The following is a 17,784-nucleotide window of genomic DNA, read 5'->3' on the forward strand; positions in this document are numbered from 1 at the left end:
GCATTCATTTCGAGAAACCTCGCGTGGACCTGGAGGCGTTTCGTGGCCGGGTGCAGACGATCATCGGCAAACTCACAAAGGGTGTGCGGACACTGGCCGGCAGCCGGAAGGTCGACGTCATCCAGGCACGGGCTAGGTTCAAGGATGCGACGACCCTTCAGCTCTCCGGCTCCAACGCACCAGGTGAACTCTCGTTCGCTCATGCCATCCTCGCAACCGGCTCGCAACCGACTATCCCGAAATCGCTGAAGCTCAACGATCCACGCGTCATGGATTCCACGAGTGCACTTCAGTTGGAGGAGATTCCCCCGCGCCTGCTCGTCGTCGGCGGAGGCTATATCGGCCTCGAGTTAGGCACGGTCTATCAGGCCCTCGGCTCTAAAGTCACCGTGGTCGAGGCATTGCCGCGCCTATTGAACAGCGTCGATGCCGATCTTGTGCGACCGCTCAATCAGCGGATGCAGCGCCGCTTCAAAGCCATCAAACTGAACACCACCGTGGAACAACTTGAGCCACGGGAAGACGGTCTGGTTGCGACCTTCACAGACTCTCAAGGAACCAGCACCGAGACCTTCGATCGCGTGCTTGTTGCCGTGGGCCGTAAACCGAACACCGGCCAACTTGGGCTGGAACACACTAAGATCGCGCTCACACCAAACGGCTTCATCCAAGTTGATCGGCAGATGCGCACGGCCGAACCGACGATCTTTGCCATCGGGGATGTCGTAGGCGAACCGATGCTCGCACACAAAGCCTCACATGAAGGGTTGGTCGCTGCTCGCGTCATCGCTGGAAAACAAACCGCCTTCGATGCCGCGGCAATCCCAGCCGTCGTCTTCACTGATCCTGAAATCGCCTGGTGCGGATTGACCGAAGAATCGGCCAAGGCCTCGGGACAAGCGGTCAAAGTTACACGATTCCCTTGGGCTGCCTCAGGACGCGCGACGACATTAGGCCGCAATGAAGGCCTCACCAAGCTTGTGCTCGATCCAGAATCCAGTCGCGTCCTCGGGATGGGACTGTGCGGCATCGGCGCAGGTGAGTTGATCGCCGAAGGTGTCCTCGCTATAGAGATGGGCGCGGTCGCCGAGGACCTCGCGGCCTCCATCCATCCACATCCGACGTTGAGCGAAACAGTCATGGAAGCAGCTGAGTCGTTTCACGGTTCGCCCACGCACCTCTTCATCCCCAAGCGGTCATAAGGTGTCGACGCTCCGCTTGCTCGATCTGACCCTTCCCCTTCCAGTCGAAAATATTGCGCTCGATGAAGTCTTACTGGAGGAACTGGATGAGCGGGGTGGAAACCCCGTGCTTCGCTTTTGGGAAAGCGACCGTCTCTTCGTCGTGTTAGGCCGCGCTTCTCGCGCGGCCGATGATGTCGACCTGGCGACCTGCCTCGAAGACGGCCTGCCTCTCCTTCGACGCGCGAGCGGCGGAGGAACCGTCTTGCAGGGACCAGGTTGCCTCTCGTATGCCTTGGTGTTGCCGCTGGATTGGCATCCAGACCTTGCGAATATTCGCACCACCAATCGACTGATTCTGGAGCGGATGGCGGCGGCACTTCGTCGGTGGGAGCCGACCACAGCCTTCCTGGGTATCAGTGACCTCGCAATCGGCGACAGGAAAATTTCCGGCAATGCGCAGCGACGAACCGGAAAATCGCTGCTCTTTCACGGAACGATTCTGCACGGCATGGGTGCCGATCTCATCGCACGCTACCTCAAGCACCCATCGCGACAACCGGAGTACCGATCAGACCGACCTCACCAAGCGTTTCTTGGGACGATCAACGCTCCACCGCAGGCGATCAAACAAGCCATTGCTGCTACGTGGAACGCGGAACCCATGGACGCCGGCTTACCTGTAATCTCCATGTCTCAGTCCATCGCGACTATTCTTTCACGAAGCCCTGAGGAACCGTAAGACAAGACGAGAGAACATTCTGATCTTTCAACGTGATCCTAGCCCTGTCGATTTTTGTAACCTCCGACGACTATGGTATGTCTTGAAACGGTAGAAGGGCGGCCACTCATCGAGATCTCAGGACTGCCAAACCTTCGTGAAGCGTGAAACGTGAAGCGTATCTCGACCAAGCTCAAAGCTAGTCTTCTTGATTGCGCGATAGGAGCACTGAAGATAAGGAGAACCCCATGAGCACCATACGGCTATTGGTCGGAACAAGAAAGGGTGCGTTCATCCTGACATCGGACGGCAAGCGGAAACGATGGAAGGTTGATGGTCCTCACTTCGGTGGATGGGAGCTCTACCACCTCAAAGGCTCGCCTGTCGATCCAGATCGGATTTACGCCTCGCAAACAAGTAGTTGGTTCGGCCAGGTCATCCAGCGATCGGATGACGGCGGCAAGACCTGGAATCCTCCTGGGACAAAACCGGAAGACCTCATGGGACCGGACGGCATGCCGAAGGGTGAAAGCAATATGTTTGCGTACGACAGCTCCTCTGATACGGGCCGGCCACTCACGACACACCAGCATTACGATGGCTCGCAGCGTCCGTGGGAATTCAAGCGGGTGTGGCACCTTGAACCGTCACTGACCGATCCGGATACGGTCTATGCCGGTGTGGAAGACGCGGCGATCTTCAAATCCACCGACGGCGGAAAGACCTGGCAGGAGTTGGCCGGACTGCGGAGCGTAAAAGGACAACTGTGGCAACCAGGCGCAGGCGGGATGTGCCTGCATACCATCTTGTTGAACACCGGACAGCCGGACCGCATGTTCGTCGCCATCTCGGCTGCCGGTACGTTCCGCAGCGATGATGCCGGGCAGACCTGGCGGCCCACCAACAAGGGACTCCTGTCGAAGTACGAGTTGCCCGATCCGGATGCGGACGTCGGTCACTGCGTGCATTCTATCGCGATGCACCCATCACGCCCGAATGTGCTGTTCATGCAGAAACATTGGGATGTCCTGCGGAGCGACAATGGTGGAGAATCGTGGAATGAAATCAGCGGCAACCTGCCGAGTGATTTCGGATTTCCCATCGCCGTGCATGCGCATGAACCGAACACGGTCTATGTCGTTCCGATCAAGAGTGACTCCGAACACTATCCGCCTGACGGCAAGTTGCGTGTGTATCGAAGCCGCACGGGAGGCCATGAGTGGGAACCGCTGACCATAGGCCTTCCGCAAGAGCATTGTTACGTCAACATTCTGCGTGATGCCATGGCCGTCGATCAGCTCGACCCCTGCGGCATCTATTTCGGGACAACCGGTGGACAGGTCTATGGCTCGGCCGATGGTGAAGACAGTTGGGAACTGATTGTGCGAGATCTGCCGTCTGTGTTGTCGGTGGAAGTACAAACATTATGACGTGAAGCGTGAAACGTCGTTCGTGAAGCGTATCGGTCAAGGGTTTGAGGTTTCTGCACAGCTTGAAACGTTGAACATGAAACTTGTCACTCATCAGCGATGATACGAAATGATACACGTGATTCTTCCTCAACATTTGCGAACCTTGGCGCGGGTGAATGGCGAGGTCATGCTGGACCTCGTCAGTCCGGCGACTATCGACTCCGTCCTCAATTCATTGGAGGCTCGGCATCCCATGCTCCGAGGAACGATCCGCGATCATGTCACCAAGCAGCGTCGGCCGTTCATCCGGTTCTTTGCCTGCGAACAGGATTTGTCGCACATCTCAGCGGATACTCCCCTACCAGACACGGTCGTGAACGGAACCGAACCATTGTTGATCGTGGGAGCCATGGCTGGAGGTTGATCGTCGATAGATAAAAGAGATTGGCTCAGGATTCTAGATCGTTATTGAAGTACCAACCACAAGGAGGCCATCATGCAGTCTATGACGCTTGCTATTGGCACGCTGTGCATCACGTTGAGCATCTCGCCCGTCCTCGCCAAGGAGAAGCAACACGAGAGACCCATGGATGAAAAAGCCATGATGGAGCTCTGGAAGCAGGCGGCCACGCCCGGTGAGCCGCACAAGCTGTTTGCCACATTAGCCGGCAGCTGGACCACGACCACCAAAGAGTGGATGGAGCCGGGCAAGCCGCCGACGGAATCCATCGGCACGGCGGAAATGAAGATGTTGCTGGATGGACGATTTCTCTATCAGGAATTCAACGGCCAGATGATGGGACAGCCGTTTAACGGCATCGGCATCGACGCGTATGACAACATCCGGAAGACATACGTGACGGCATGGATGGACACCATGGGAACCGGTATCTTTATCATGGAGGGAACGGCGAGTCCTGATAGCAAGACAATCACACTGAAAGGCTCACATCCCGAACCGGGCGGAGGCCAGATGAGCCATCGCGCCGTCTGGAAGCTGATCGACGCCGATCATCAGACCTTCGTCATGTACGGCGCGCACCACGGGCAGAAAGAAACGAAGATGATGGAGATCACCTATACGCGATCGGAATAAATGCGCCCTGCTGGGGTGATGGCTGATACACAGCTCATCCATCACCCCATGGCTGCGGTACCAGTGTCCCACCTAGCCCACTCAGTCAGATCACCTGTAGGTTCTTGCCTACGGCCCAGAATGAAACACTAGGGATATTTCCAGTAGTACCCTCCTTGCAGATGTGCTAGCGTGAACAAAATCCAAACAACTTAGTCTGGAACTGATCGCCCCCTGCGCTCATTCGTCCCGCGACCCTTTCCAGTCTATCCACCAACCCCTTCATAAAGGAGGTCGCTTGTGAGACATACGACCCTGTTACTTCAGACACTCTCTGGTTGCTGCGCCATTCTTTTTCTGACCGTTGCCTGTGCCTCTGCGGGAGACCACAAGAAAGGAGCATCGCCCATGACCGTCTCGAACGGAACACACGTCACGTTGGCATACACCCTTAAGCTGGAAGATCAATCCGTCGTCGATACCAATGTCGGCGGGGAACCGTTGAAAGTCACCCAAGGCAGTCATCAGCTCATTTCTGGAGTTGAGAAACAACTGGAAGGCATGGCTGTCGGCGAGAAAAAGCAGTTCACCGTCGCCCCAGCGGAGGGCTATGGCGCCGTCGACCCGAACGCGTTCCAGGAGATCGACAAAAAAGCCGTGCCACCGGATTCACACAAGGTAGGAGCACAGCTGGAAGGGAAAACCCCCGATGGGCGCAAAGTCTTTCCGCGTATCTCCGAAGTGAAGAACGACACCGTCGTGCTCGACTTCAACCATCCACTCGCCGGCAAGACGCTCCACTTCGACGTGCAAGTCCTGGATGTCGCGCAAGCGGCATCGACGAAGTGATCGGCTCTTCCCCGTGCGGGGCGCTAAGCGCCCCGCACGCAAACCCAGCATAATGCACATGGGCTCGACCGATCCGAGAGAATATCCCCACCAGCCCACTCCAGGGCTCCTCAAGCCTACTGTTCACAGGCTGGTTTCTTCTGTGATTTGGCAACAAGTGTCGCGGTAGCTTGGCCATAATGTTGATAGGCTCCCCACGTAGATCCCCTTGTGATAATCGCCTCTCTGGCCTTCGATAAAGAGATCCCTAACTCATCACCGAACAGCGCTTCCGTGTAGAACACCCTGGCAAACTCCAAGGCTGCGGCATCGTCCACGGGCCAACCGGTGCCTATGTAGTTCTGAACACCTCGCTCGAAAAACGCCTGGGCCAGCCCGGCAAGGTTGCGATTGGACTCCTGCAGCGTAAAGGGTGTGCCTGATCGAATGACACCGGAGAAACAGGCGTTCGCAAAGATGAGCCGTGGCACACGCCTGGCCCGGAAAATCTCTCGGGCCGACAGAATGTTGTCCTTACCGAAGATCCATCCACTCTTCGCCGGATTTTTCTCGTCGAAGTCGCCATGGCCCGAGTAATGAATCAGGTCGAATTCCTCGCTCAGGATCAAGGCGAGCAGTTCAACCGGATCACATTCATTCGCCCCGATCCGTTGTTCGATCGTGATGTCCAGACCCTGCTCCTCTTTCATCTCTCGTAAGATCTTCACAACCGCCCGCCCTTCCTCACGCGCACCCGGCAATTGCAGGTCGGCCTCCGGCGCTGGGTCGGCAATGACGAGGACCCGGAGACGGTTTGGAATGGGCGCAGCAACGAGTCCCGGCGCACCAGACAAGGTGGTCCGAAATTGGCGAGTCGCTTGCCGCCCCGGTCCGTAGAACACCACCTTCCCATGCCGCTCGAAGGCTGCCATCTCCCAAGGAAAGGCTGCGGTCGATCGGTCGACGATCAGGGTAAGCGGCGTCATGTCGATCATGTCCTGAAAATCGTCCGGCATGAGATAGCTATGCAGCAACTTCCCATATTTGTGCTGCTCCTCCAGGGTACGTGATTCCTTGAGAAGGTCAGCCGCCCCGTCCGCGTATGAGGAGTTAACCGTGATTTCCCGAACCGGGATCACCGCTTGTTTGGTGATGGCGGCGAATCGGAACTGATCACGATCCCGCTCGATTGTCACGCGGCTGCCTTCCATCTGGTCGAACCGTTCCGGTTGCGGTTTCGTCTGGCGATGGGTTCGCTCACGCACCTCTCTTGGAATGACCTTCAGCTTCAGACCGCCCTCCTGATTCTTGGCGATCCTTTCTAATAGCCCGTGAATCGTCTTGAAGCGGGTCTTGTCCTTCTCAACAATCCGCAGGGTCTCAAGCTGCCCCTGCCCGTGCCCCTCAAGCCGTCGGAGCGCCGACCCCACTCCTGCCAACATACCGACGATCGCTTGCTCTAGAGACAAATTGCCCTCTCCGGATCCGACGACGACCGTCACAAACTCACGCCATCCCAACGCCGTGACACCGTACGTGACGTTGGCAAACAAGAGATCCACGTCTTCACGATTGAACCGCCCATACTCCCCCATGCCAGCCAAGATGACCGAATCAGCGGCCAGTGACTTGTGCGTGCTGGGGATGAGAAACACTTCGCCCAGTCCTCCGCCGATGATGCCCCGCTTGACCGCCTTGGAAATCCAGAAGTCGAGGGCCTCATCTAACGCGCCCACGGCCCGCACCGGCGGCACCGCTCGGTAATGGCCTACCACGACTGCTGGCGCCTTGATGTCACGAATGTCCCCATGGATCACCTCGACCTTCAGGGCGATGGGCTCCTGTGGCGGAGCTGTTTTCTTGCGTCCTCCAGCAGTCTTCGTGGTCGCTCCATCGGTCGCAGTCCTGGATCCCGGAGGCGCCTGGACCATGATGGCTTGCCTCAGCAAGGTCTCGGCTCGACGGCGCTCGGCCGCAGTACTTCGGTCAGCTTTAGTCGCTTCGGCTATCTGCCGAATCTGCTCAGCATCTTGACGGTCCCGAACGGCACGGACTCGAGCAGAGGTCATGGAACGGACAGCTCGAGCGGCAACCGGCTCTGTACTGAGTGCGCCGGTCTTGCCGGTTCGTAAGATCTCATCGACGGCTTCGAGCACCTGCTCGTGTTTCTGGAGATCACCATGGATTTCATCGACATAGTACGTCGGCACACCGGGCAACAATCCCAACGCATGGGTGACGCGGCCATCGCCTTTGAAGGTCACGTCAAACTCGAACTGGCCGGGACCATCAATCCTCACACCGGCCAGAGTTTCTTGATTACAGCCAGCGATGTACGCCATACGGTCAGGGTCGATCGTCACAGCCGCCTCAAGATCCGCATGGAACTTCTTGGCCCGCTGCAGGTGCGCATTGACGATGGGATAGCGGCCCCACATGCTGCTCTCATAGAGTTTTTGCTCTGACGCTAGAAGCTTGGTAGGCGACGGAAGCAATTGATAACTCCCCACGAATCCATTCAAGATCTCAAGGACCTCGTTCAAGTTATGGTGCAGGTCTGCCGCCGCCAATCGGCGTACGAGCTTGTCTCCGGCCACCATCGCATTGGCAATCGCGTGCGACCCGTAGTTCGGTGTGCCCAGCATGATGAGCCGGCCACCCTGCACCTTCTTCGGCTCCAGCATGGCCTTCCAAACCTTGGGATAGAGCCGAATGAAATTCCGTGATACCAAGCCTCCCATCGAATGGGCCACCAGATGAACTGGCTGGTCCTTATACTTCGATTCGACCAAGTCTTTGAGCCATTCGGCAGCCTTATCCATATCTTTCCGCCAATCGTATGCAAACGGCTCGACGTTCCAGTAGGCTTTCAGCCACAGCACCGCCTCTGCATAACTGTCCTTATCGAGCCCGCTGGGTTGCACCCGCAATTGTGAATCCGCTTCCTGCATCCCATCCTTGGTGAGTTGGAGTTTCTCGATGCCTCCCCAGATCAGTCTAGGAAAACTAACCCAGATGAGGTCATCATCCCCATCCTCCGTGACTGTCAACTCAGACCCCATGATGCCGGGAATGAAGATGATATTGCCCCGCAGTGGCTCCCGTTTTCGACGAACCACCCGAACCCGCTCCGCCAGCTGCTTGAGCCGGTCAAACTTTTCTTGGCCAAAGTGATCCCGCAAGGCCTGGTCAGACACCGCTCGTGATTTTCCACCACGTGTGGAGCGGGATAGCTGTGCCTCAAACTCATCCCAATCCATATCGTGGACCCACCGATCCGCATCGCTTGATTTGGTCCCTCGCTGCTTTGAGCTCATAGGCGAATCCTTTCTGCCAAGAAAACGTGGGTAGTTGGCACGAGACTTCTGCGTGCCCCGGCGGCCATCAAGCCGCTGGGCCGCTGGCTGTTCTAGCTGAGAAATTGGCGATTGAACGAGGTGCGCTGTCCTTCTAGTTGAGGAACCTGATCGAAGTCTTCCGCCTTCAGTTTGGCCATGGTGCGTTGGTGCAATTCGCGATAGGTCAGCGTGCCTTCGACTTCTTTGATCGACTCAACGAGGTAATAAGTCAGAGCCCCGTTATACGTTCCTCCGATATGGGCGTCGGCCGACGTTTGCGTAGCGCGGCAGCCCGAGATCAACATCTCGGGAATATCGGCGTGAACGATATCGCTTTTTCGCTTCCGTCCGCGTGGAGCTTTCCCCAGCTGACCACGAAGTGTGCCTCGCAGTCTCCGGCCAGACTCGGTTGCCATCAGATCAAGGGGACAGGGGAGGAACCGTTCTCTTCTTGGCACATCGGGGGGCGTGATAATCCGAGTGATCGTGCCGGAATGGCAACAGTCCATGATGACGGTGAGGTTGACACCCTTGCGTAGCTTGTTGAACGCTTTGCGAAGCGAATCATCACGGAAGGTGTCCTTCCAATTCAAATCCGTGGGACACAGGATCTCATCACGGTTGTCCGCTTCATCACCATTATTATCCGGAACATTCGATCCGTACCCTGAGTAATGGAGCAACAAGGTGTCGCCCTTCTTCCCGCTCTTGATGAGTTTCTGAATTGCCGCCTGCATGGCCTTCTTAGTGGCCTTGAGGTCGGTGAGGGTTGTAATATCCTTCTCCGTAAAACCGTAATAGGTTTTCAGCACCCCACTCAGATTCTTTACGTCATTGACACACCCATTCAGATCAGACCCTGGAACCTGATACTTATTGATCCCGATGAGCACCGCTCGTTTTGCCATAGACGCTCCTTTCTGTGGCTGCATGTCGCACAGTGTAGACGGGAAGACTCGCACGATTCGATCTCATCATCCCACTGAGCAAGCCGCTTGCCACGCCTCGTTCATGGAAGAAGCGGCGCACGAGGTCATGCCTAGGCTGAACTACAGGCGGAAGGATACAGGATTTTGAGGCTCACGAATAGTTGTGAAGAGATAACGAAGAATTCTGGTGAGGCGGCAAGCCACTGACTGGTGAATCTAAACTGATACAGCTCTGTATCGAAATGGGTACAACCAGTACATGCGAAATTCGTTCAGCCTGAGCTTCAAGTCTGGCAATCTTTGGTGGTGTCACTCAAGAGAGTAGAAGCACAATATGCCCTGTCACTAAAAGCAGTACTCATAGTAATGCCTACGCACATCAGCCTGCCATTTAAGAAACACAGAAGAAAGTTGGCTTTTACTGTGATCTGACCTAGGCATTTCATGAAGGAACACATCCGATACTCCTAAATCGAATATGCCACCATCTATCCCAGCCTCTTTGAAAACAAGAAGTGGAAGACCAGATGAAAACAGAATACCTGCTTCTATCTGGTTCCATGGTGTAGGAAAGCTTAGGCTCGTTACTTCCTCCGGATCCTTGGTGCTATATTTCCGAATCCCTTTCTCTATTCGAAATCGCTCAAAGCCAAGGATGACACCACCAGAACAATGTCTCGCGAGAACTGCAACTTCGCGGAGTGGGAATTGGGTTGCAAAATCTGATACTCCAACAGCTCGAGGCTCAAGCTCCAGCCCATCTAACAAATCAAGAATCAGCTTTTTCGATGCCTGTTGTGTTTCTGACAGCGTCGTAGGACAAGAGACAAAAACGGGTATCTTCATACCTTAGCCTCCTGGGTAACCTCGTCTTTGTACAGGATCTCAAACCGTCGAGCAAGGAGGCTATTTACGCACATTGAGTATGAGCCATAGCCTTCACCGTCCCAGCCCAGCACGCTAGAGAATTCTGGTGTCGATCCAGGTGACTTGTCCGGTTCGGCGATTCACTTCTCCATACATATGTGCAGTGCCGCCACGGCCATCGCCCTCACCACCATCCCAGAGACAAACAAACTGTACTTTCCTGATCCCATAGGACAAGGCTGTATAGAGTAGCCAGAGGTTGCAGCGTTCGTAAGGATCAACACCCTTCGGTGGAGGACCGAGTTGGTCCGAGGTTGACCGAATTTCCATGGTGAGTTTAGCCTGTACATCCAGATAACGACCTCGCCATGCTTCACCACCACACACCACTGATTTTTGTATAAAAGTTGGTTCATCGAATGGCTGCAGCCACTGCACCTTTACTCCTCGCTGCTGACAGGCCTCGGTGAACAAGAGATCCCCACCACAGCCACCAAGAGTCAACGCAAGATCTTCTGGGCCCGCGCCAAGGTTTTCAATCGCGTCGGCAGTCCTCCGAGCTGCAACCGGCTCCTTTGAGCTGGGTAACCTTGGAGTCGGTCTAGTCGGAGCATCAATCATATGGCCACTGAAGAGGAACACGTGCCTTGGCTTCCACCGGTCTTCCGGCTTCGTGAGTTTCTGTAAGGCTCGGCCAAAGACGGCAAGTCCAGCCTCCACACAATCCAATCGGAATCCTATGTCCTTAAATAGCTGCAACTGCATCAAGCATGATTCCAAAGAAGACCAATCTTGTTCATTCTTGGCAATCGCGTCCTTATAGGCAGCCTTCGTGGTTTCTGGTTTCCCGACAAGGACTTCTAGATCGCCGAGGGTGGCAAGGGCCCAGAACTGTTGCCCATCATTCTGCGGACATTCAGCGGCAAATCGCACGGCCCCAGCCATGGTCGCCATTTCTTTGTCGTACCGTGGATTGCTCGTCAAATATTGGTACAAATGCATTAACGTGAGGGCATTGATACCGGAGTAAAAATGACCAGGATTACGGCGATAGGCCATAGAATAGCTTTCGATCGCGGCCCGCAGTAGTGCATCCTCGTAAGCAGCTTCCTCTCTCATTTGTTTCGGACTGTTGCCTGGTCGATGCCACGACGCGACCCACGCATCTTTATCCACTCGGCCGAGCAAGGCCCACGTCTCAGGATCGTTCGGAAAAGACTTGAGCACCTCATGATAATGAGACCGCACACGGTCTAATGAATATCCCGACTTGCCTTCCATTGCAAGCCGCTGAAGGCAGATCCCCTTCTCTAGGAGACCCTTAAGATTCCGCGGTTCCAACGAAAGTCCCCGTTCGACCTGTTCTAATCCAAACGTGAAATGTTCAGCCTTACGCAGCGCTTGACCGGCCGTGATCCAAGCTTCCACGCGAAAAGCAGCCACCGGTGCCTCATCAGCCAGCACCAACACATCACCGATGTGTCCGGCTTTTCGTGCCAAGGCAATACGCTGCTCCCACGCCTCATGTTGATCCCAAAACTCTTGCACGTCGCCGACGCGAAGCGACTTCCAATCAGGCTCCTGCAGATTTGGTAGAAGATGATAGACTGGACTCACCTTGCGGTCGCGCCACGATTCCATGGTGGCCATGACCATGTCGGTCAGGCTCCTCTTATCCTGCTCAATCGTTGCCAAATCTGGTTTGCCGTTTTTAATGCTGTAACGGAGCTTGCGATCGGTGTAGAGATCAAATGCCGTCGTCACCTGTCCTCCGCAGATCAAGATGACACCCCGGGCTCGCAGCGCATGACGTACACCGAGTTCGTACCAAACATTCGGATTGTCGAGAGTGAGGTCGGCAACCACCAGATCAGCGATGAGCAGCTCCTGAAACATATCCGTGCGAATGTCGCCGGCTCGCTCATCTTTATCGGACCGGAATACTTCAACCCCTGCAGTTTCCAGAGCCGGCTTGATCAACTCGTCATAAACATGATTGAAGTCGATCTCCGCACCTTGACTGTCCTTCTTGGTACCGAACGGCATAGCGACAAAAGCATGGGGTTTCACGCAACATTCCTCCCAATAAGCCCGTTCAATTTTCAATCTTACTTCACAGAAGGTGTCTTATCATCCTCATCTTTTATTGCCTTGAATACCTGCGTCATGTACGTCTCGACCTCTTCCCGACTCAGCTCCTCAACGCGCGCGGCGAAGGCCGGATAGGCCAGTACATGAGTTTGGTTGGCGTAGGGCCCACTCAGCTGAAAGAACTGCCAGCCTTCGCTCTTGAGCGCCTCGACTATGCGCCGGTAGTGGCGCCACCGTTCGCCATAGTGGAAGAACTCTTCCACGGCCGCGCTCAGCGCCACCACAAGGCTGACGATCACGGTGAGCGTTTTGACCAGATCAGCGCCGACACCAACTCCAACGTTCCAACTCACCAACGCCGGCACGATCACGCCGCCGATGATCGTCGTGAGCCGTAAGATATTATGCCGCAGCACGGACTCCCAGGCCTTCTCATCCATCCAGATGACCTGCTCCAGCCAGCGCGCCCGGAGAAACTGCTTGTTCAGCTCCGGCAACTCCAGCGCGTCAATAAGGGTCCCCATTTCGGCCCGCATCTGTTCATGATCTTTTGGCTTCTTCAGCATGGTCGCCTCGCATCATACGTGTGAATCGTCCTATCTGTCTTATCGCTATTCCTACGAAAGCAATGTCGATGCCTGCCCACGCGGTTTCACAAAACAAGCACATCCACCATGGTAAACCCGTGCATGCACAGTGAATAGAGCTGTTCCGATATGGAGTAGAGACACCGGCGATGGAAAGCTGTTGCCATAACAAGGTATCGAACCAGATACGATCTGTATCCGTACAGATATCATAGGCAAGAGGAGTGCGGAAACTGGGGCTTCTGTGTCTGTGGGGATTATCGGGCATTCACGCGGGCGTTTCTTGTCCTCCTCTTGCCGTCGATGTAAGATGGGACCGGTCATTGAGGAGCCTATGAAAACTGTGACGTACACCATCAGTCCGGAGCAGCGTGAAGCGTTGTTCTCTCAGCTCCCCAGTGAGCTCAGCCAAGAGTTGGGCATACGATTTGCCTATCTCTATGGGTCCGTCCTCGAGTCAGACCGGGTCCATGATGTGGACATCGGACTCTTTCTTGACGACGCAGCCGTTGCGCAGCAGGCACAGATCGTGGAAATGCTTTCTGCGAAACTGACTGCGGCAGTCAGGCTACCAGTCGATATTCGGGTGATCAATACCGCACCTCTGTCATTTCTCTACCATGTCTTGCGAGGACGACTCCTGCTCTGTCGAGACGAAGGTTTCTTAACCGATATGCTCGAGGATGTGGCCCGGCGGTATCTTGATCTGGCTCCACTGCTTCGCAGCAGCACAAAGGATGCCTTCGCCGCATGACTCTCAATCCGGATCTCATTCGGGCTCGTTGTGCCGAAATCGATGCGTCGTTGAGCCGGCTCGAGGAGCTGCGTCGTCTGCCTCGTGAGACATTCCTTTCAAGTCAAGACACGCTCGATGTCGCCTGCTATCGATTGCTGATCGCCATTGAGGCAGCGCTGGCGCTCTGCTTCCATGTATCTGCGAAGCGGCTGAATCATGTGCCGGAAGAGTACGCAAGCTGCTTCAGTTCACTTGAGAAAGCCGGGCTCATTCCCACAGATCTTTCGAACCGCCTGCAGCAGATGGCACGATTCCGAAACTTGTTGGTCCACGTCTACTGGAAGATCGACTATGTGCAAGTCTACGAGATCATTTCGACACGCCTTGATGATCTGCGTGCGTTTCGCACCACCATGGTCGGGTTGATCTAACCCAGCGCGGGCCAGTCCTTGATAGATCAGAGCCTGCTTCCCACCACGCATGTCGAAACACCGTTTCGGTTCTACCTTGCCCTTCTCACCACCAGAATCCCATCTCGAATCGTGACGAGCACGGCGGTCACGTGCGGATCGTTTGACACCGCTCGATTGAGTTCCTGAATCGCCGCGGTCGATTCATCCGGTGGCGGCAGCTTCAGCACCTCGCCGCTCCAAAGCACGTTATCGATCAAGATCACGCCGTTCGGCGCAAGCAGGTCGAGCGCACGCCGGTAATAGTTGAGATAATTGGTCTTGTCGGCATCGATAAAAATAAGATCGAACAGACCGGTCAGCTCTCTCATCGTGTCGAGCGCAGGGCCCATGCGGATACTGATCTTGCCGCCAACCGCAGTCTGCGCGAAATAGGGTCGAGCAACCGAGGCCGACTTCTCATTGATCTCACACGTGATCACGGTTCCATCAGCCGGCAAGGCTTCGGCAAAGCAAAGCGCGCTGTAGCCGGTAAACATTCCAATTTCGAGCACGCGCTTCGCCCCGACCAGCTGCGTCATCATTTTCAGAAACGCCCCTTCCAACGGACCAACCAACATCTGCGGATACTCCATGGTCCGCTGGGTTTTTTCGCGCAGGGCCCGGCAGACGGCAGACTCCGGCATGGAATGGGCTTCGGCATAGGCTTCGATCTCGGATTGGATGAGCTGATTCATGGGGCTCCTTTCACCAATTTGAAAAACACTGCGGCCGTTGCGTACACTGCTCAAGACACCAACCAGCGAATGGATCGTAGTATAGCGAAGGAGACCGACTTGAAGACACGCAGCACCTTAGAACCCCTCACGACCAAACTGCTGGATATTCAGCGTATCAATAGCGCTGCCGCGGTCCTCTCATGGGATCAGGAAACCTACATGCCCACCGGCGGAGGCGAAGCACGGGCTGAACAGATTGCGGTGCTCCAAGGCATCGCCCATGAGAAGCTGGTCTCCTCGGATGTGCAGGCCCTCCTCTCTCAGTGGGTGGATCCTGCCACCGGCCAGGCAATCACCACGCAGGGGGAAACATGGGATGAGCCGTCGCGATCACTCCTGCGGGAGATCTGGCGGGATTTCAGCCGCGCCAAAAAGCTCCCCTCGGATTTTGTGGTGAAGTTGAGCCGTGAATGTTCCCTCGCTCAACAAGTGTGGGTCGAGGCACGAGCGCAAAATAAATTTTCGATGTTCCTGCCGAACCTCCGGACCGTGCTCGATCTCAAACGTGAGGAAGCTCACTACCTCGGCTATCACGACTCCCCCTACAACGCGCTCTTGGACGTCTATGAGCCTGGCGCGACGATCGCTGGACTCCAGCCGGTGTTTGCGACACTCAAGTCCCGTCTGGTGCCGTTGCTGAAAACAATCACAGCGAGCCGGGTTCAGATCGACGACGGCATTTTGCATCACGCCTATGACCAGGCGCGGCAGCTGGAATTCGGTCGTCTGGTACTAACGGCCATGGGGTATGACTTTGAGCGCGGTCGGCTCGATCTCTCCGCTCACCCGTTCACCACTTCGTTCCACCCGACGGATGTGCGCGTGACGACGCGCGTTCATGAACAGGAGCTCCAATCCTGCCTTTTCAGTTGCATCCATGAGGGAGGGCACGGATTGTACGACCAGGGGCTCGATCAACAATATTTCGGCACACCACTGGGCGATTCTGTATCACTGGGCATCCATGAAAGCCAGTCACGCCTCTGGGAAAATTGCGTGGGCCGATCGCGTCCCTTTTGGCGTTTCTTCTATCCGGTCTTGCAGCACACCTTCCACGACCAGCTCCATGGCGTCACGATGGAGCAGTTCTATGCCGCGATCAATCGCGTTCAACCCTCGTTGATTCGCGTGGAAGCGGACGAGCTGACGTACAATCTCCACATCATGCTGCGGTTCGAAATCGAGCAAGGCTTGATCGAAGGCAAGACCCAGCCTGAGGATCTCCCCTCAATTTGGAATCGGAAGATGGAGGAATATCTGGGCATCGTCCCCCCAACGGACGCAGAAGGCGTGCTGCAGGATGTGCATTGGTCGTTCGGCGCCTTTGGGTATTTCCCTACCTATACACTCGGCAATCTGTACTCGGTCCAATTTTTCGAGCAAGCCAAGCTGGAGATTCCGCACTTGGAGGATGAGATCGCGGCCGGTCAACTGATGGGCTTGCGCCGATGGCTTGAGCAAAAAATCCATCGCTGGGGCCGCATGTTTACACCGGCCCATCTCGCAGAGCGTGTGACAGGCTCCGCCATCAACCCCGAGCCTTTCCTACAGTATGTCGAAAAGAAGTACGGTGAACTCTACCAGCTCTGAGCGTCGACCACGGGCCGACTGTCATAGCCCAACACTGCATTGAGTTTCGGGAGCACGGCTGGGGCCACGGTAAACTCAGCCTGCACGTCGATCCGGTGCGGGACAAGCAACGTGGTGTGAAAGACGATATCCCGAATTGGAATCTTCAGGTCAGGATCTTGCGGGGTGCTGAGCTGAACCGCTTCGACCGATGCCGTGATGGTGCCACTATCTTGTAGCCCATAGGTCGCAACAACGGCATCGAGAATCTCTTTGACTTTCTCGTTGGCCTCCACCCCTTGTATGGCCTCGAGCAGCAGCGGGATCGCCTCCTCTTTGGCTTGATCCGAGATCGTAAAATTTTCGATGCGCCCTTTTCGGCGAAGAGATGTCAAATCGTTGTCGAGATCTTTGCTGAACGCCCCATAGGCGAACCGGAAAAATTCAAAGTGGAACGCTTTGAGTCCCTTCGCAAAGGTTTGAAGTTCGCAGAGAAAGCAGAGCTGCTGTAATTTCACATCGCTCAGTGGACCATACGATTCAGCCACGTGCAGCACGTAGAGGAGAAGAGCTCGGTCAACGGCAATCTGACTGGGTAGTCGCAAAGGCTCCTCACAAGAGAACCGTGAATGTTTTCACTATAGACAACGGCCACCGCAGCCGTCAAAGTCTACCAATCTCAAGAGGTCGTAAAAACGCGCTTGACCGGCTCTTGGATTTCGTCTTTAATTCCGACCACGGAGGCTTAGCCTACTCGCCATGTCGAAACATGCCAAAGAAATGGAAATCCTCAAGGAGCACCTGGGGAAGCACCAGCTGAAGTTTACTCGCCAACGTGAATTGATCCTTGACGCATTTCTCAAGCAAGAACATATTACGGCTGAGGAGTTGTACCACCAGCTGGCGCGGAAAGATCCCCATTTGGGGCTGGCGACTATTTACCGCACACTCAACCTCTTCTGTGAAGCAGGTCTCGCCCAGGCCCGGCACTTTGGGACTCAGACGCAGTACGATAACGTCTCACACAAAGGCCACCACGATCATCTCATCTGCACCGGGTGTGGGAAAATCGTGGAATTCGAAAACTGTGATATCGAGCGTCTACAAGAGGAAGTCGCGACACGAAACGGCTTTACGATCCAAACCCACCGCCTTGAACTCTACGGACTCTGCTCTCGCTGCCGCCATTGACCCCTGCGAGTCTTTCTGGTATTCTTTTTGAGACGGTTTATCAATTTCAAGAGTCCCCCTTAACCATTAC

The 17,784-nt window shown here is 55.4% G+C and carries 17 protein-coding genes; 10 read left to right on the forward strand and 7 right to left on the reverse strand.

All coding sequences use genetic code 11. The features are described from left to right. From IPM58_16010 to IPM58_16035, 6 genes are all read left to right on the forward strand, one after another. Positions 1-1,202: dihydrolipoyl dehydrogenase (locus tag IPM58_16010; protein ID MBK9308543.1), on the forward strand; the 1,202-nt coding region annotated here is incomplete at its 5' end. 1 nt (position 1,203) lies between these two features. Continuing rightward, positions 1,204-1,923 (forward strand): lipoate--protein ligase family protein, encoded by a 720-nt coding sequence (locus IPM58_16015; GenBank protein MBK9308544.1) that lies wholly within the window; start codon positions 1,204-1,206, stop codon positions 1,921-1,923. A 227-nt stretch (positions 1,924-2,150) separates the two neighbouring features. Continuing rightward, a complete protein-coding gene (locus IPM58_16020; GenBank protein ID MBK9308545.1) occupies positions 2,151-3,332 on the forward strand; it encodes an exo-alpha-sialidase in 1,182 nt (393 codons plus the stop codon). 109 nt (positions 3,333-3,441) lie between these two features. Further along, the gene (locus IPM58_16025) at positions 3,442-3,738 is read left to right on the forward strand and encodes a MoaD/ThiS family protein (protein MBK9308546.1); all 297 of its coding nucleotides are present in this window, start codon (positions 3,442-3,444) and stop codon (positions 3,736-3,738) included. A gap of 72 nt (positions 3,739-3,810) precedes the next feature. Then, on the forward strand, positions 3,811-4,410 hold the full coding sequence (locus IPM58_16030; GenBank protein MBK9308547.1) for a DUF1579 domain-containing protein: 600 nt from the start codon (positions 3,811-3,813) through the stop codon (positions 4,408-4,410). A gap of 279 nt (positions 4,411-4,689) precedes the next feature. Next, on the forward strand, positions 4,690-5,238 hold the full coding sequence (locus tag IPM58_16035; GenBank protein MBK9308548.1) for a peptidylprolyl isomerase: 549 nt from the start codon (positions 4,690-4,692) through the stop codon (positions 5,236-5,238). A 116-nt stretch (positions 5,239-5,354) separates the two neighbouring features. On the opposite strand, the gene IPM58_16040 is transcribed toward IPM58_16035, so the two are convergent. The 5 genes from IPM58_16040 to IPM58_16060 form a co-directional block, all read right to left on the reverse strand. Further along, entirely contained in the window at positions 5,355-8,534 is a 3,180-nt protein-coding gene (locus tag IPM58_16040; protein ID MBK9308549.1) for a CHAT domain-containing protein, read from the reverse strand. 92 nt (positions 8,535-8,626) lie between these two features. Next, positions 8,627-9,463 (reverse strand): caspase family protein, encoded by an 837-nt coding sequence (locus tag IPM58_16045; protein MBK9308550.1) that lies wholly within the window; start codon positions 9,461-9,463, stop codon positions 8,627-8,629. A 366-nt stretch (positions 9,464-9,829) separates the two neighbouring features. Beyond that, positions 9,830-10,330 carry a hypothetical protein gene (locus tag IPM58_16050; protein MBK9308551.1) on the reverse strand — a complete coding sequence of 167 codons (501 nt, stop codon included), beginning with the start codon at positions 10,328-10,330 and terminating at the stop codon, positions 9,830-9,832. Positions 10,331-10,444: 114 nt separating this feature from the next. Continuing rightward, entirely contained in the window at positions 10,445-12,421 is a 1,977-nt protein-coding gene (locus IPM58_16055; protein ID MBK9308552.1) for a DUF4071 domain-containing protein, read from the reverse strand. 38 nt (positions 12,422-12,459) lie between these two features. Continuing rightward, entirely contained in the window at positions 12,460-13,008 is a 549-nt protein-coding gene (locus IPM58_16060) for a DUF4231 domain-containing protein (protein MBK9308553.1), read from the reverse strand. Between the two features lie 355 nt (positions 13,009-13,363). On the opposite strand from IPM58_16060, the gene IPM58_16065 reads away from it, so the two are divergent. Further along, positions 13,364-13,783 (forward strand): hypothetical protein, encoded by a 420-nt coding sequence (locus tag IPM58_16065; protein ID MBK9308554.1) that lies wholly within the window; start codon positions 13,364-13,366, stop codon positions 13,781-13,783. Then, the gene (locus IPM58_16070) at positions 13,780-14,196 is read left to right on the forward strand and encodes a DUF86 domain-containing protein (protein ID MBK9308555.1); all 417 of its coding nucleotides are present in this window, start codon (positions 13,780-13,782) and stop codon (positions 14,194-14,196) included. Before IPM58_16065 ends, IPM58_16070 begins: the two co-directional genes overlap by 4 nt. A gap of 71 nt (positions 14,197-14,267) precedes the next feature. Here IPM58_16070 and IPM58_16075 read toward each other — a convergent pair whose 3' ends face one another. After that, entirely contained in the window at positions 14,268-14,912 is a 645-nt protein-coding gene (locus IPM58_16075) for a class I SAM-dependent methyltransferase (GenBank protein MBK9308556.1), read from the reverse strand. A gap of 69 nt (positions 14,913-14,981) precedes the next feature. Between IPM58_16075 and IPM58_16080 the strand changes: the two genes are divergently transcribed. Continuing rightward, positions 14,982-16,544, forward strand: coding sequence for a carboxypeptidase M32 (locus IPM58_16080; GenBank protein ID MBK9308557.1), 1,563 nt, complete (start codon positions 14,982-14,984; stop codon positions 16,542-16,544). On the opposite strand, the gene IPM58_16085 is transcribed toward IPM58_16080, so the two are convergent. Then, entirely contained in the window at positions 16,532-17,128 is a 597-nt protein-coding gene (locus IPM58_16085) for a hypothetical protein (protein MBK9308558.1), read from the reverse strand. The genes IPM58_16080 and IPM58_16085 overlap by 13 nt on opposite strands. Before the next feature lie 154 nt (positions 17,129-17,282). Here IPM58_16085 and IPM58_16090 point away from each other — a divergent pair, with 154 nt between their 5' ends. Then, positions 17,283-17,714, forward strand: a complete 432-nt coding sequence (locus IPM58_16090) for a transcriptional repressor (GenBank protein MBK9308559.1) — start codon at positions 17,283-17,285, stop codon at positions 17,712-17,714. Positions 17,715-17,784 lie beyond the last annotated feature (70 nt).

It is taken from the genome of Nitrospira sp., from assembly GCA_016715825.1.
Classification (GTDB): domain Bacteria; phylum Nitrospirota; class Nitrospiria; order Nitrospirales; family Nitrospiraceae; genus Nitrospira_D.

Bases quoted from the DNA above. Each gene is read 5' to 3' on its own strand.
- IPM58_16020 (MBK9308545.1), top strand. From the start codon at position 2,151: ATGAGCACCATACGGCTATTGGTCGGAACAAGAAAGGGTGCGTTCATC.
- IPM58_16025 (MBK9308546.1), top strand. From the start codon at position 3,442: ATGATACACGTGATTCTTCCTCAACATTTGCGAACCTTGGCGCGGGTG.
- IPM58_16030 (MBK9308547.1), top strand. From the start codon at position 3,811: ATGCAGTCTATGACGCTTGCTATTGGCACGCTGTGCATCACGTTGAGC.
- IPM58_16040 (MBK9308549.1), bottom strand. From the start codon at position 8,534: ATGAGCTCAAAGCAGCGAGGGACCAAATCAAGCGATGCGGATCGGTGG.
- IPM58_16045 (MBK9308550.1), bottom strand. From the start codon at position 9,463: ATGGCAAAACGAGCGGTGCTCATCGGGATCAATAAGTATCAGGTTCCA.
- IPM58_16050 (MBK9308551.1), bottom strand. From the start codon at position 10,330: ATGAAGATACCCGTTTTTGTCTCTTGTCCTACGACGCTGTCAGAAACA.
- IPM58_16060 (MBK9308553.1), bottom strand. From the start codon at position 13,008: ATGCTGAAGAAGCCAAAAGATCATGAACAGATGCGGGCCGAAATGGGG.
- IPM58_16065 (MBK9308554.1), top strand. From the start codon at position 13,364: ATGAAAACTGTGACGTACACCATCAGTCCGGAGCAGCGTGAAGCGTTG.
- IPM58_16070 (MBK9308555.1), top strand. From the start codon at position 13,780: ATGACTCTCAATCCGGATCTCATTCGGGCTCGTTGTGCCGAAATCGAT.
- IPM58_16075 (MBK9308556.1), bottom strand. From the start codon at position 14,912: ATGAATCAGCTCATCCAATCCGAGATCGAAGCCTATGCCGAAGCCCAT.
- IPM58_16080 (MBK9308557.1), top strand. From the start codon at position 14,982: ATGGATCGTAGTATAGCGAAGGAGACCGACTTGAAGACACGCAGCACC.
- IPM58_16090 (MBK9308559.1), top strand. From the start codon at position 17,283: ATGTCGAAACATGCCAAAGAAATGGAAATCCTCAAGGAGCACCTGGGG.